Here is a 13,504-nt window from a genome sequence, read left to right as displayed (position 1 = left end):
TAAAGGAGATGGCGAGCCAGGTGTGAAAGCGATCTGGAAGGGGCTGACCAAGATACGACTCGTCGCTGAAGCGCTACGAGAAATGAACTCGGCCTACGACTGAAGCCGAGTTGTGTATAAAGGCATGAGTTTACAGAGGTAGGCTCTCCCCATTTTTCTTCCCTACCAGTTCTTCGTTACTCAACAGCTAATCGACAAGAATTAATTTCTTAGGACTTAAATTCGTACGTCTGTTATGAGGCGCCTCCGATTTTGTGAAAATATGAGGGGTTTTTATATTCCAAGTCTGCTATGCGTGTAATTAATCTTGGGCAGATTTTGTTCACAAGCAAACCAATTAGTTTTGACTTAGAACTATGTTTGACGTGCCTTAAACAATGAAGGAATTTTATGAAAAGGAAATGCCTTGGGCTTCTATTTGTACTTTGCGGAATCATGCTGATGATTGGTGCTGTTGCGGCGGAGATTGCATGGCTTGGTATATGTTTTGGAACGGTGATCATCGGTGTTCTGCTTCTCATATTCGCTCCGCTTATACTCTTTGCTCCATTTTCACTATTATTTTCTACTGGTGGAGTACTATGGGGAAACGGTCTATCCATGATCTCTGAAGACTAATTTCAAGCATTGGAAATTGGCCGTTGTTGGTCAATAACCACCATCCAAATTTAATACCAAAATTCTTCTGGAGATAATGCATGTGGACTGACGCTGTAGCGGTGTACCCCTGGGTTGGGGAAAGATATTTGACGCCCAGAATTATAAAACGTCGTACGCTATTATTAGGTGAGTCCAACTATACCGAACCAGATAAATTTAACTCTGAGCTCGTTATTAATTGCGTGAAAGACGACATGTCTAGGGACCAGGCCGGAGCACAAAGAGACACAACAGGATTTTGTCGATTTGCAACAAAGATTCGTCGAATCATCTTTGGGTGTGATGAGAAGTTTCATCCATCGGAATTCTGGAATGATTTTGCGTTTTACAACTTCGTTCAATCATTGGTTGGTCTTCACGCCAGACAACGACCGACGCCAGAAATGTGGCGAGAGTCTATTCTAGCATTCGAAGAAGTGGTCTTCACGCTTAACCCTGAAAGAATACTGGTTTTGGGCAAAGCTAACTGGCAAAATTTATTGAACAATTTTCCTCATATGCTTGCTAATGAGTATTCAGGAGAGCTTCACCTAACCAAAGGGAGTGTGAAGGTAGGTTATGTAAATCATCCATCCTCTAGCTTGTCATACGCAAAATGGAATCCTATAGCTGAATCACTATTACAAAAATAGGATTATAGTCAGCCAGAAGTTGCCGGATCCCTTTAATAAATACGAATATCTAATTATGGCATCGCGTAAATCGCAAGCGGATCTTATTATTCTGTTGTCGCACCGCATCTACAGCAGCCTGTAGCTGATCTCGTCGTAAAACTCATAAAAAATGGATTACACCCTGCAGATAGATTAAGCGCAATTTTTACGAAAATGGATATTCTATAAGCGTGATTCTGCTACTTGCTGCGATGATGGAGTCTATGCTTGAACGTGACAGATATTTTCTCCAGAAAGCCAAACCTGGGATCAGGTTGAGTAAAGATTCTGCAAAATATATGAAGGAGAACCTAGGTTATCGTCATCACTTACGAGTACGGGAGTTTTTTGAATTAAGAAACTCCGTTGCGCACAACCACATGTGGGAAATAGAATATAAGTTACCCGATATTGGAGGACGTATTCATCAGAAATCGAAGCTAATTCCAGGCTCACACCAACTAAAAAAATCGCCGGAGAAGAATGTTCGAATACCTAGAACTCCTATTGTACGATTTAATATGCTTTCCGCACGGATAGATCGAACTGATCTTATTAAGGCATTCGACGTTTTCAATCACGCCCTTGAGCATTTATATAAAAAAGAGCAGTGCCCTGTACGGTTTGTTACTAATTTAGTGATTTTTGATGTTCAACGTAGTCTACCATTTAATCAACTTGTGGAAAAAATTAAGAATTTCTATAACTTCCGAATAAATATAGTACACAGAACGGGCGACCTTGGGGCGTAAGCCGCCTATCGAACTGGGCCGCAAGCAGGAATTCACAATGGCGATAAAATACGCCTCATGACTGAATTCGCAAACATTCCCCCGGCCAATAGCGCCCCCGGCACCAGCCTCGCCGCCCCAGTGCCGTCGCCCTGCGTAAGCCTGTGCAAGATGGATCAGGATCGCCAGTACTGCATGGGCTGCATGCGCACCATCGAAGAAATCATCGCGTGGTCCAAGGCTGATGACGACTATAAGCGCGCAGTCTGGGCCAAGTTGCCCGAACGCCGCGCCAGCCAGCCACAGGACGCCGCATGAACACACTGCCAGACAGCATCAAGGTATTCCAGCGCGGCTGGCTTTCCTCGAATAATGTGCTGCTGGTAGGGCCGGACGACACGGCCCTGTTCGATACAGGCTATGTCAGCCATGCCGAGCAGACGCTGGCGCTGGTGCGCCATGCGTTGGGCGAACGTCCGCTCGACCGCATCCTGAACAGCCACCTGCATTCCGATCACTGCGGCGGCAATGCGATATTGCAGGCCCATTACGCAGCCCACACGTCCATCCCTGTGGCCGAGGCTGACAAGGTGCGGCGCTGGGATGTGGAAGCGCTGAGCTTCAAGGCCACCGGCCAGCGCTGCGACCGTTTCAGCTTCGACAGCACCTTGACGCCGGGCGAAGTGCTGCAACTGGGCGGCATGGAATGGCAGGTGCTGGCGGCGCCCGGCCATGATCCCAGTTCCGTCATCTTTTACTGCCCCCAGCACCGCTTGCTGCTGTCGGCCGACGCGCTGTGGGAAAACGGCTTCGGCGTGATCTTCCCCGAGCTCGATGGCGAATCCGGTTTTGCCGAAACGGCCGCCACGCTCGATCTGATCGCCGGCCTCGATGTGCGGCTGGTGGTGCCCGGCCATGGCCGTCCGTTCACCGATGTGGCCGGTGCGCTGGCGCGGGCCCGCACCCGTCTTGATTACCTCTCGGCGGATCCTGTGCGCAATGCCCAGAACGCGCTCAAGGTGCTGCTCAAGTTTCTGCTGCTGGAACGCCAGCGCATCGCCTTGCCCGACATTCCTACCCTGCTGCTGTCCATGCCCGTCTTCGAAGCGGCCAACCGCAACCATCTGCAGCAGACGCCACAGCAATTAGGCGAGTGGGTGGCCCAGCAGCTAATACGCGCTGGTGCGGCACGCCGCGAGGGTGAGTACTTACTTAATCACGAAATGTAGAGCTTACCCCCTAGTTTCTGCACGATCGTACTATTTTCTGCTCTATAATCGAACGCTAGTTTCCCCGATTAACTTTTGTGAGCGAGTTCGCCATGGCCCTGCCAGCAGCGTTGCAGAATCTTTCCCTTCCCGTGATAGCCTCCCCCATGTTCATCGCCAGTGGTCCGGCGCTGGTGGCGGCCCAGTGCAAGGCCGGCATCGTCGGCTCCTTCCCTGCGCTCAATGCCCGTCCGGCCGAGCTGCTCGACGTATGGCTGACGGATCTGAAAAAAGAGCTGGCCGAGTATCAGGCGGCAAATCCCGATAAGCGGGTCGGCCCGATTGCCGTCAACCAGATCGTGCACCAGTCGAACGACCGTCTGGCCCACGACGTGGAAGTCTGCGTCAAGCATCAGGTGCCTATCATTATTTCCTCGCTGCGCGCGCCGCCGAAAGAAATGCTGGACGCTATCCACAGCTACGGCGGCATCGTGCTGCACGACGTAATCTCCATCCGCCACGCCGAAAAAGCGCTGGAAGCCGGTGTCGATGGTCTGATTCTGGTGGCGGCCGGCGCTGGTGGCCACGCCGGCAACCTGTCGCCGTTCGCGCTGGTGGGCGAAGTGCGCAAGTTCTTCAAAGGCCCGATCGCCCTGTCTGGCTCCATCGCCACCGGCGATGCGATTCTGGCAGCGCAGGCCATGGGCGCAGACTTCGCCTATATCGGCTCGCGCTGGCTGGCTACCAAGGAATCGAACGTCAGCGAAGACTATCGCAACGCCATCGTCGAATCGACGGCGGCCGACATCATCTATTCCAATCTGTTCACCGGCGTGCACGGTAACTACCTGAAAAAATCCGTCGTCGCCGCCGGCCTCGATCCGGATGCTTTGCCGGTTTCCGACAAGACGGCGATGAACTTCGGTTCCGGCAGCGCCAAAGCGTGGCGCGACATCTGGGGCGCCGGTCAGGGCGTGGGCCTGATGGACGACGTGCCGACGACAGCAGAAATGGTGGCCCGTCTGAAGGCCGAGTACGACGCAGCGCGCGCCCGTCTGGCGCTGTAAGGCAGGCTGAAAAAAACTGCGCGGACCGGAGCCGGTCGGCGCAGTTTTTTTATCGGTACGTTGCGGGCTGGCCCGCAGAGCTTCAGGATTCCGTCTGGATCGCCCACAGGCCCGGCAGATTGCGCCAGTAGCCATAAGCATCCATGCCGAAGCCCACTACGAAGCGGTTAGGGATGGTAATGCCGACGATATCGGCTTTGACTGGTTTGGCCTTGCCGATGGCTTTATCGGCAAACACGGCCAGGATCACTTCTGCCGCGCCCATGTCCAGCAGGCGCTGTTTAACGTGGGCCAGCGTTTCGCCTTCGTCCAGAATATCGTCCAGCACGATCACGGTGCGGCCGGCCACGTTGGAGCGCGGCACCACCTTCCACACCACCTGCCCGCCTTGATCTTCATCACCGTAGCGGCTGACGTGGATGTAGTCGAATTCGAGCGGGAAGGTCAGTTGCGGCAGCAGGTTGCCGGTAAAGACCACGGCGCCGCCCATCACGCCCAGCACCAGCGGGAACGCTTCGGAATCAGGCTGGTCGTAGCGCTGGTTCAGGGTGGTAGCCATGGCCTTGACGGCATCGTCCACCTGTTCTTTGGTGTACAGTTCTTCGGCGTCTTCTAGCAGCGCGCGGGCGCGGTTGTGGTGAAATTCTTGCATGGTAGGTTCCGGCTTCTTTAAAACAGCTAATCAGGCCTCTATTATCCGCGATCCGCTGTGCGCCGGTGTCGTCGTTGGATTTGCACCACAGCGCGCAGCCTGGGCATGCGCGCTGCGGTCTAGCTGTAATCGCGGATATCGGCGATCACTTTGCCGTCGTTGGGCAGGCTGCCTATCGCAACAAACTCCACCTCGCCGCGCAATTTGGTCAGATCGCGGATGGTATCGACGATGATTGCGGCGCTGCCGGAATTGGCCGCTGCTGCCGGATTGGCCACTTCGCACTGCAAAGTCATCACATCCTGCGCCATCTTCCCCGAAACCACCAGCCGCGCCTTGACGATTTCCGCATGCCGTCTGGTGATGGCATGCACCTGCGAGGGGTGCACGAACATGGCGCGCACCTTGGTGGTCTGGTCGGCCCGCCCCAGCCAGCCGCGGATGCGGGTGTTGCTGCGGCCGCAGGCCGTGGCCGGCGCATCCGGCATCACGGCGGACAGATCGCCAGTGGCAAAGCGGATCAGCGGATAGTCGGGATTGAACACGGTGACCACTACTTCGCCGATTTCGCCCGGCGCCACCGGGTCGCCGCTGCCGGGGCGGACGATTTCCAGAATGATGTCTTCATCGAGCACCATGCCGGGGTCGCGTTCGGCGCCGCTGCGGGTTTCGTAAGCGATGTTGCCGATATCGGCCGAGGCGTACATCTGCAGCACGCGCGCTACGCCGTGCTCCGCAAACCACTGGCGCAGCGATTCGGGCAGCGCTTCCGCACCCACCATGGCCTGTTTGATGCTGCTGATATCGGCGCCCATTTCCTCGGCCTTTTCGATAATGATCTTGAGGAAGGAGGGCGTGCCCACATAGGTATCGGGCCGCAGGCTGCTGATGGCCTGTACCTGCATTTCGGTCTGGCCGCTGCCAGCCGGTATCACCGCGCTGCCGATTTTTGCGGCGCCGCCTTCCACCATGAAGGCGGCAGGTGTGAAGTGGTAGGCAAAGCAGTTCTGCAGCAGGCCGCCGGCGCGCACGCCGGTGGCAAATAGCGGACGGGCAAAGCGCCACCAGTCGGCGCCGCGCCCTTCCGGATCGAAGATGGGGCCGGGCGACATGAACACGCGCGACAACTGGCCTACCGGCGTGGTATTGAGGCCGCCGAACGGGGCGTGCTGCTGCTGCAGGCCATGCAGCTCGGATTTGCGCGTGACGGGCAGCTGGGCCAGTGCGGCGCGGCTGTTAATGTCGGCAGGGTTGACGTGTTCCAGTATGCGCGCCCAGCCGCTGGCGGCCTTGGCACGTGCCACCAGTTGCGGCAGGCGTGACAGCAGGTCGCGCTCGCGCTGTTCCGGCGCGCGGGTTTCCAGTTGATCGAGCGTTGCGAGATGATCGGCCATGCTTGCTATCCTTTGGTCTAAGCCAGCCAGCGCTTGCGGCGGCGGTAGAACTTCATGTCGCGGAAGCTCTTGCGGCCCGCGCCGGACACGCCCAGATAGAATTCCTTGACGTCTTCGTTGGCCGACAGTTCGGCCGCTGCGCCTTCCATCACCACCCGGCCGTTTTCGAGGATGTAGCCGAAATCGGCGTAGCGCAAGGCGATGCTGGTGTTCTGCTCGGCCAGCAGGAAGGACACGTTCTCCTTGCTGTTCAGGTCCTTGACGATGCCGAAGATCTCTTCCACGATTTGCGGCGCAATGCCCATCGATGGTTCATCGAGCAGTATCATGGAAGGCTTGGCCATCAGCGCACGGCCGATGGCGCACATCTGCTGTTCGCCGCCCGAGGTATAGCCGGCCTGGCTGGCACGCCGCTCGCGCAGGCGCGGGAAGTAGTGGTACACCTTTTCCAGCGATTCCTTGAGTTCCGCCCGCGAGGCATTGCGCGTGTAGGCGCCGGTCAGCAGATTTTCTTCGATGCTCAGGTGGCCGAAGCAGTGACGCCCCTCCATCACTTGCGACAGGCCCCGTTTCACCAGCTCGTTGGGCGTGAGCTGGTCTATGCGCTCTCCCTTGAACTGCACCTCGCCCTTGGTGACGTCGCCGCGTTCGCCGCGCAGCAGGGTGGAGATGGTTTTCAGGGTGGTCGATTTGCCGGCGCCGTTGGCGCCCAGCAGGGCCACGATCTTGCCCTGCGGGACCTGCAGCGACACCCCTTTCAGCACCAGAATCACGTGGTCGTAAATCACTTCCACGTTATTCACCGACAGATAGGGTGGCGCTGCAGCCGCCGTAGCGGCGGCGTTAGCAGTGGTAGCAGCGTGGTTCATCATTTGGCGCAGGCAGGGGTGATTTTCTTCTCGGCTGCATAGGCTGCCGAGCTTTCTTCCAGCAGTTTGCGGGTCAGCGCCTTGTCGCCCACTACCCAGTTAGGCGTGATGGCATTCCACTTCTTGCCGTCCCACTGCTGGACTTTCACGGCACCCGAGCCTTCGTGGTCGTCGCAACTGGTTTTCACCACCGGCAGCATGCCCAGTGCGCCGATGGCTTTCTGGCGAGCTTCATCCACGTTCAGGTGTTCCAGACCCCAGCGCATCTGTTCGCCGGTGACAGGTTTGCCCTTGCCGAATTTATCCTGCGCCGTGCGCATGGCTTCTACCCACAGGATGGCCGCGCTGACGCCGCGCATGTGGTAGACCGAGCCGATGCGGCTGCGGTCGGCCAGATTGCCTTTGCCGGCGTCATACAGCTTCTTGTGGATTTCCTCCATCAGCGGGTAGTTGCCGGGAGTGTTGAAGGTCATGGCGCTATAGCCTTTGGCTGCATCGCCCGTAGGTACGGTATCTTCTTCCGAACCGGCCCACCATACGCCCAGCATTTTCTCGCGCGGGAAGCCGTTGCGCTGGGCCGTCTTGATGGCCACGGCATTCATGGCGCCCCAGCCCCACAGGATCACGTGGTCAGGATTGGCCTGACGGATCTGCAGCCATTGGGATTGCTGCTCGGTGCCCGGCGGGGTGACAGGGATCTTGATCAGCTCGAAGCCGTACTGCTTGGACAGGGCGTCCAGCACCGGCATAGGTTCCTTGCCGAAGGCCGAATCGTGGTACAGGTGGACGATCTTCTTGCCCTTGAGTTTATCCATGCCGCCGGCTTTGTCGCCCAGATATTTGATCATGGCGGCAGCCTGATTCCAGTAGCTGGTAATCAGCGGGAAGACATACGGGAACACCTTGCCGTTGGCGGCGTCGGAACGGCCATAGCCTATGGTGGTCATGGGGATTTTGTCGGTGGCCAGTCGATCAAGTATGCCGTAGGCCACGCCGGTGGACAGCGGTTCCACCATGGTGGCGCCGCCGTTCTTGGTTTTCAGGCGTTCGTAGCATTCCACCCCGCGCGAAGGGTTGTATTCGGTTTCGCACTCTTCCCAGCTGATCTTCACGCCGTTCACGCCGCCCGACAGATTGACCAGATTGAAGTAGTCGATGACGCCGCCGTAGAAGCCGGAACCACCGGCCGCATAAGGGCCCACGCGGTAGGAAGGCAGGGCCACATACTGGTCGTCTGCATAGGCGCTACCAGCTGCTGCCAGGGTCAGGCCGAGAACTACGGATGCAATGTGCTTCATGTTCGGTTTCATGGATGTCTCCTCTGGTTTGAAGTTATGCGCGATCAGTGCGGGAAAGGCCACAGTCGCAGTTTCTCTTTTGCGATTTGCCACAAGCGCGCCAAGCCATGCGGCTCGACGATCAGGAAAAAGATAATCAGGGCGCCAAACACCATCAGCTCCAGATTGGAGGCCACGCTGGTGGGCAGGGCGAAGCTGTGCGCCACGATGTTGAGGAATACCGGCAGCAGCACGATGAAGGCGGCGCCGAGGAAGGAACCGAGCACCGAGCCCACGCCGCCGATAATTACCATGAACAGGATGCGGAACGACAGATCGAGGCTGTAGGCTTCCGGTTCCACGGTGCCCAGATAGGCGTAGGCATACAGGGCACCGGCCACGCCGCAGTAGAACGAGCTGACGGCAAACGCCAGCAGCTTGGTGCGCATCAGGCGAAAGCCGATCACTTCCGCTGCCACGTCCATATCGCGCACGGCCATCCACGAACGGCCCACGTTGGAGCGGATCATGTTCTTGGCCAGCAGGGCCATCAGCGCCACCACGGCCAGCACCAGCAGGTATTTGCTGGCCGGCGTTTCGAAGCTGTAGCCGAAGATGACGATTTTCTGCGCCGTGATCACGCCCGAAGCGCTGTAGTTGGTCAGGTAGGGTATCTTGGTCAGGCACCACACCACGAAGAACTGGGTGGCCAGTGTGGACGCGGCCAGATAGAAGCCGCGTATACGCAGCGAGGGCAGGCCGAAGGCGATGCCCACCATGGCAGCGCTCAGACCGCCCAGCACGAAGGCCAGCAGGATGGGCAGGCCGGGCAGGCGGGCGATGAAATTATACGAGGCGAACGCTCCCACCGCCATGAAGGCGGCCGTACCGAGCGAGAGCTGGCCCGCATAGCCGGTGAGGATGTTCAGGCCCAGCGCCGCCAGCGAGAAGATCAGGAAGGGGATCAGGATGGCAGACAGCGTGTAGGCCGAAGCGAGCTGCGGCACCACCACGATGGCCACTACCAGTAGCGACAGCAGTGCCACGCGGTCCTGCAGGATGGGGAAAATCTGGCTGTCGGCCTGATAGCTGGTTTTGAATTGTCCTGCTTCACGGTAGAGCATGTTAGTGTCCTTAGTCCGGTCAGATTCTGCGGATGATTTTTTCGCCGAACAGGCCTTCCGGCCGTACCAGCAGGAATAACAGGGCCAGCACGTAAGGGAACCAGCCCTCGATGCCGCCGCCTACCAGCGGGCCGATATACACCTCGGCCATTTTTTCCGATGCGCCGATAATCAGGCCGCCGATGATGGCGCCCGGCATGGAAGTAAAGCCGCCGAGGATCAGCACGGGCAGGGCTTTCAGTGCCACGAAGGTGAGCGCGAACTGCACGCCGTTACGGGCGCCCCACAGCATGCCGGCTACCAGCGCCACCAGACCGGCCACGGCCCACAGCACGGCCCAGATGCGCTGCAGCGGAATGCCGACGGCCAGCGCCGCCTGATGGTCGTCCGCCACGGCGCGCAGGGCGCGGCCCACTTTGGTTTTGGCGAACATCAGAGCGAGTGTCGTCACCAGCAGCGCGCACACGCCAGCGGCCATGATGTCGAACTGCGAAACGAGGATGTTGAACTTCTCCATCAGGTATTCGGACGGCACGTCTTCGATCGGCAGTTCCAGCTTGTGCACCTGTGCGCCCCATACCAGCTGGGCCAGACCTTCGATGAAGAAGGCCAGCCCGATGGTGGCCATGAACAGGGTGATTTCCGGCTGGTTGACGAGCGGGCGCAGCACCACCCTTTCGATGGCGATGCCGAGCATGATCATCACCACGATGGTGAGCGGCACGGCCAGCCACAGCGAGAGGCCGAACTGGTCGACCATGCCCACGCAGGTGAGGGCAGCAAAGAACACCATCGCGCCCTGCGCGAAGTTGAACACGCCGGAGGCCTTGTAGATCAGCACAAAGCCGATGGCCACCAGCGCATACATCACGCCGGACAGCAGGCCGCCGATCAGCACTTCAAAGAAAAAATTCAGATTCATTCGGCCACCCCGAGGTAAGCATTGATCACATCCTGATTGGTGCGCACTTCGTCCGGCGTGCCGTCACCGATCTTCTTGCCGTAGTCGAGCACCACCACGCGGTCGGAGATATCCATCACCACGCCCATGTCGTGCTCGATCAGCACGATGGTGGTGCCGAACTGGTCGTTCACATCGAGGATGAAGCGGCACATGTCCTGCTTCTCTTCCACGTTCATGCCGGCCATGGGTTCGTCCAGCAGCAGGATTTCCGGCTCGGCGGCCAGCGCGCGGCCCAGCTCCACCCGCTTCTGCAGGCCGTAGGGCAGGCGGCCTACCGGGGTTTTGCGGATGGCCTGAATTTCGAGGAAGTCGATGATTTCTTCGGCTTTGACGCGGTGTTCGATTTCCTCGCGCCGTGCCGGCCCCCAGTACAGCGCCTGCATGAGGAAGTTCGATTTCATCTTCAGGTTACGGCCCGTCATGATGTTGTCGAGTACCGTCATGCCTTTGAACAGGGCGATATTCTGGAAGGTGCGGGCGATGCCGGATTTGGCCGCCGCATAGCAGTCCATATTGCGGCGGTGCTGGCCGCGGTAGATGATTTCGCCCTGCTGCGGGCGGTACACGCCGTTGATCACGTTTAGCATCGAGCTTTTACCGGCGCCGTTAGGGCCGATGATGGCGCGGATTTCGTGCTGCTTCACATTGAAGGAAATGTCGGTCAGCGCGCGTACGCCGCCGAACGACAGCGAGATATTCTGCAGGTCGAGGATCACGGGGCCTATCTTGCGGCCAGTGGGCTCGTTGGCCGCCGCATCGAAGCGGGTTTCAGGTTCGTTCATCAGCATGATGGCTTCCTTGGTCATGCGTGGTGGCGTTCAGGCGGCTGCCTGTACGGCCGGATAGGTTTTGCAGGTGTCGATTTTCAGATCGGCGGCCACCATGCCGGTGCGGCCGTCTTCGAATTTCACCTGCGTCTCGATGTACTGCGAGCTCTTGCCTTCATACAGGGCCGCAATCAGCACCGCGTATTTCTCGGCGATGAATTTGCGCCGCACTTTGCGGGTGCGGGTCAGCTCGTCGTCATCGGGGTCGAGTTCCTTGTGCAGCACCAGATAGCGGTGGATCTGGGTGTCGCCCATCATAGGCTCGGCAGCGAGATCGGCATTGACCTGTTCGATACAGTCGCGTATCAGGCCATAGACCTGCGGGTGCGCAGCCAGATCGGTGTAGCCGGAATAGGCGATGCTGCGCCGTTCGGCCCAGTTGCCCACGGCTTCCATGTCGATGTTGATGAAGGCGCAGACCTGATCGCGCTGGTCGCCAAACGCCACTGCCTCCTTGATGAAGGGGAAGAACTTGAGCTTGTTCTCGATGTAGTTGGGCGCAAACATGGCGCCGCTGTTCATCTTGCCCACATCGGCTGCGCGGTCGATGATTTTCAGGTGGCCCTCGCTGTCGAACAGGCCTGCATCGCCCGTATGGAAGTAGCCGTTGGCATCGATCGCTTCGGCGGTGGCGTCGGGACGCTTGAAGTAGCAGTCCATCAGCGTGGGCGACTTGACCAGCACTTCGCCGTTATCGGCCAGTCTGACTTCCACGCCCGGTGCGGGCAGGCCCACGCTGTCGAACTTGATGTGGCCATCCGGCTGCAAACAGATGTAGGCGCAGGTTTCGGTGGAGCCGTAGAACTGCTTGAGGTTGACGCCGATGGAGCGGTAGAAGCGGAACAGGTCGGGGCCGATGGCGGCACCGGCCGTGTAGGCGACACGCACACGCGACAGTCCCAGCACGTTCTTCAGCGGGCCGTACACCAGAGCCTGACCTAGCGCATACGCCATCCGGTCGCCGAAAGCTACCGGCTTGCCGTCGAGGATGTCGGCGCCCACGCGGCGCGCCACGGCCATGAAGCGGTGGAATAGCTGGCGCTTGATGGCGCCGGCGTCTTCCATCCGTATCATCACCGTGGTCAGCATGTTTTCGAATACGCGCGGCGGCGCAAAGTAGTAGGTAGGGCCGATCTCGCGCATGTCCGTCATCACCGTGTCGCCCGATTCGGGGCAGTTGACGGTAAAGCCCGCCGTCATGGCCTGGGCAAACGAGAACAGGCAGTCGCCCACCCACGCCATCGGCAGATAGGACAGGATGTCTTCCTGATCGGTGAGCTTTTCGAAGCCTACGCCGCCAGTGCCGGCGGCGATCAGCGCGGCGTGGGTCTGGCACACGCCTTTGGGTTTGCCGGTGGTGCCCGAGGTGTACAGGATGATGGCGTTGTCGCTGCCCTGGCCTTGCTGTACGGCGGCGTCGAAGGCGCCCGGATGCTGGCGGTCCCACTCGCGGCCCAGCGCCTGCAAGGCGGCAAAGGAAGTGAGTTCCGGCTGGCGGTAGTGGCGCATGCCGCGTTCGTCGTCATAGGCGATGTGGGCGATGTGCGGATACACGCTTTTCAGTTCCAGCAGCTTGTCTACCTGCTCCTGATCTTCCACGATGGCGTAATGGATTTCGGCGTTTTCCAGCACATAGGCCATGTCGGCAGCAGGCGCGTCCTGATATAGCGGCACCGGTACGCCGCCCAGGCATTGCGCGGCCAGCATGGACCAGTAAAGACGGGGGCGGTTGTCGCCGATGATGGCCAGATTCATGCCGCGCTTGAAGCCGATGGCGGCCAGCCCGCAGGCCAGCGCGCGGACTTCGTCCTGCACCTGGGCCCAGTTCCAGCTTTGCCAGATGCCCAGATATTTCTCGCGAAATGCGGGGCGGGTGGGCCGTACCTGCGCATGGGTTTGCAGCCAGCGGGGAAAAGTAGCGTTCTGTGGTTGCACCAGTGTCTCCTGTTGCGATTAGCTTGTAGGGCGAACGGGCAGGGCGGTCATGCCGCCATTTTTTTGTGCCTCAGCCTTTTTGTGCGATTTTTATGTGATGATAGTAGCCTGATGATGGGCCAGAAGATGTCATTTCGACGACA

12 protein-coding genes are annotated in these 13,504 nt (G+C 58.6%); 4 read left to right on the top strand and 8 right to left on the bottom strand.

Translation table 11 applies throughout. The features are described 5' to 3' along the window. The first annotated feature begins 698 nt into the window (after positions 1 to 698). From GTP27_RS15650 to GTP27_RS15635, 4 genes are all read left to right on the top strand, one after another. The gene (locus tag GTP27_RS15650) at positions 699 to 1,292 is read left to right on the top strand and encodes a hypothetical protein (protein WP_161040100.1); all 594 of its coding nucleotides are present in this window, start codon (positions 699 to 701) and stop codon (positions 1,290 to 1,292) included. 830 nt (positions 1,293 to 2,122) lie between these two features. Further along, a complete protein-coding gene (locus GTP27_RS15645; protein WP_161040099.1) occupies positions 2,123 to 2,362 on the top strand; it encodes a DUF1289 domain-containing protein in 240 nt (79 codons plus the stop codon). After that, positions 2,359 to 3,273 carry an MBL fold metallo-hydrolase gene (locus tag GTP27_RS15640; RefSeq protein WP_161040098.1) on the top strand — a complete coding sequence of 305 codons (915 nt, stop codon included), beginning with the start codon at positions 2,359 to 2,361 and terminating at the stop codon, positions 3,271 to 3,273. The genes GTP27_RS15645 and GTP27_RS15640 overlap by 4 nt, the downstream gene beginning before the upstream one ends. Before the next feature lie 92 nt (positions 3,274 to 3,365). Next, a complete protein-coding gene (locus tag GTP27_RS15635; protein WP_161040115.1) occupies positions 3,366 to 4,319 on the top strand; it encodes an NAD(P)H-dependent flavin oxidoreductase in 954 nt (317 codons plus the stop codon). A gap of 82 nt (positions 4,320 to 4,401) precedes the next feature. On the opposite strand, the gene GTP27_RS15630 is transcribed toward GTP27_RS15635, so the two are convergent. From GTP27_RS15630 to GTP27_RS15595, 8 genes are all read right to left on the bottom strand, one after another. After that, positions 4,402 to 4,971, bottom strand: a complete 570-nt coding sequence (locus tag GTP27_RS15630; protein WP_161040097.1) for a hypoxanthine-guanine phosphoribosyltransferase — start codon at positions 4,969 to 4,971, stop codon at positions 4,402 to 4,404. Positions 4,972 to 5,090: 119 nt separating this feature from the next. Continuing rightward, complete coding sequence (locus GTP27_RS15625; protein ID WP_161040096.1) at positions 5,091 to 6,365, bottom strand: phenylacetate--CoA ligase family protein; 1,275 nt, start codon at positions 6,363 to 6,365, stop codon at positions 5,091 to 5,093. Between the two features lie 17 nt (positions 6,366 to 6,382). Further along, positions 6,383 to 7,234 carry an ABC transporter ATP-binding protein gene (locus tag GTP27_RS15620; RefSeq protein ID WP_202416840.1) on the bottom strand — a complete coding sequence of 284 codons (852 nt, stop codon included), beginning with the start codon at positions 7,232 to 7,234 and terminating at the stop codon, positions 6,383 to 6,385. Next, the gene (locus GTP27_RS15615; protein ID WP_161040114.1) at positions 7,234 to 8,532 is read right to left on the bottom strand and encodes an ABC transporter substrate-binding protein; all 1,299 of its coding nucleotides are present in this window, start codon (positions 8,530 to 8,532) and stop codon (positions 7,234 to 7,236) included. Before GTP27_RS15615 ends, GTP27_RS15620 begins: the two co-directional genes overlap by 1 nt. A 44-nt stretch (positions 8,533 to 8,576) precedes the next feature. Next, positions 8,577 to 9,635: a branched-chain amino acid ABC transporter permease gene (locus GTP27_RS15610; protein ID WP_161040094.1), complete on the bottom strand. Its 1,059-nt coding sequence runs from the start codon at positions 9,633 to 9,635 to the stop codon at positions 8,577 to 8,579. Between the two features lie 19 nt (positions 9,636 to 9,654). After that, entirely contained in the window at positions 9,655 to 10,551 is an 897-nt protein-coding gene (locus tag GTP27_RS15605) for a branched-chain amino acid ABC transporter permease (RefSeq protein WP_202416838.1), read from the bottom strand. Positions 10,552 to 10,553: 2 nt separating this feature from the next. Further along, positions 10,554 to 11,387 (bottom strand): ABC transporter ATP-binding protein, encoded by an 834-nt coding sequence (locus GTP27_RS15600; protein WP_161040092.1) that lies wholly within the window; start codon positions 11,385 to 11,387, stop codon positions 10,554 to 10,556. 30 nt (positions 11,388 to 11,417) lie between these two features. Next, a complete protein-coding gene (locus GTP27_RS15595) occupies positions 11,418 to 13,364 on the bottom strand; it encodes an AMP-dependent synthetase/ligase (RefSeq protein ID WP_202416836.1) in 1,947 nt (648 codons plus the stop codon). Between the last annotated feature and the right edge of the window lie 140 nt (positions 13,365 to 13,504).

The organism is Duganella qianjiadongensis (genome assembly GCF_009857915.1).
Taxonomy (GTDB): domain Bacteria; phylum Pseudomonadota; class Gammaproteobacteria; order Burkholderiales; family Burkholderiaceae_D; genus Rugamonas; species Rugamonas qianjiadongensis.
Note: the sequence above shows the minus strand (reverse complement) of the source record. Positions and strands in the feature narration are given on the sequence as shown.